Annotated in this window: 2 protein-coding genes; both read right to left on the reverse strand. The window is 42.4% G+C overall.

Going from position 1 to position 831, the window contains the following annotated elements; translation table 11 throughout:
* Positions 1-22: 22 nt before the first annotated feature.
* On the reverse strand, positions 23-373 hold the full coding sequence (locus ACFIJZ_RS09940) for a DUF1376 domain-containing protein (RefSeq protein ID WP_375631997.1): 351 nt from the start codon (positions 371-373) through the stop codon (positions 23-25).
* The coding region (locus ACFIJZ_RS09945) for a crossover junction endodeoxyribonuclease RuvC (RefSeq protein ID WP_273791608.1) at positions 363-831 on the reverse strand (469 nt) is incomplete at its 5' end. The genes ACFIJZ_RS09940 and ACFIJZ_RS09945, both read right to left, overlap by 11 nt.

Below are 831 nucleotides of genomic sequence, written 5' to 3' on the forward strand. Positions count from 1 at the left end.
AAAAAGCCTCGTCCATGGCAACTTAGTTGACATACTTCACCTCCCTTTCTTTATTATTATTGCAAGTGAAATTATCTAGCTCTTCAGTGACGTTATTGAGTTCTTTTTCAACTTCTGAATTCCACAACCCACCATTGTCTAAACGTATGATGAATCTACCTTCAATCAAGGAATTCAAAGCTGCTTCAAACTCTTCTACTGGATAACCAATCCAACGAGCTAATACCCTTAAGTTGTTTAAAATAGGCTCACCAGTACGGAGCATTAGAAGTCGCAACATGACATAGATACATTTCTCGGTCGGCGACAAACAACCAAGAGTAAGAAGCCACTTGTCTGCAAAAAGCCTCGTCCATGGTAATTTAATGGACATACCCCAATTCCCTTTCTTTAACTAAATATAAAATTGCTAAAGCATCTGCTTCGTTATCATCTTTCGGATTGTGCCCTTTTGCACGCACCGCCTTAATCATCTCTTCTTTCGACGCATTCCCCTTGCCTGTCGTCGCTTTCTTAATCGTACTTACTGGTATCCCCTCATACGGTATCTGATGCTGTTCACACCACGCCGTTAACGTTGCTAACAAACCACCGTAAACATGCGCTGCATCTGTACCTTTATGACGCCTCACCTCTTCAAAATACACCACGTCAATTTGACCTGCTGTCTGCTTTATTTCTGATAGCCATTGCTTAAAGCGCAAGTAACGCATTCCACCGCCTTCAAAACGGCGTGATTGAAAATTCACGGTACCACTGAACATGTCACCACTTGCACCACGTATCGCCCACCCCGTTTTGGTACCTAGATCAAAACAAAGAATCGTGTTA

This window comes from Bartonella sp. CL70QHWL (genome assembly GCF_042194855.1).
Lineage (GTDB): Bacteria > Pseudomonadota > Alphaproteobacteria > Rhizobiales > Rhizobiaceae > Bartonella.

Excerpts from the sequence above, each read along its gene's own strand:
- ACFIJZ_RS09940 (WP_375631997.1), bottom strand. The coding sequence starts at position 373 with ATGTCCATTAAATTACCATGGACGAGGCTTTTTGCAGACAAGTGGCTT.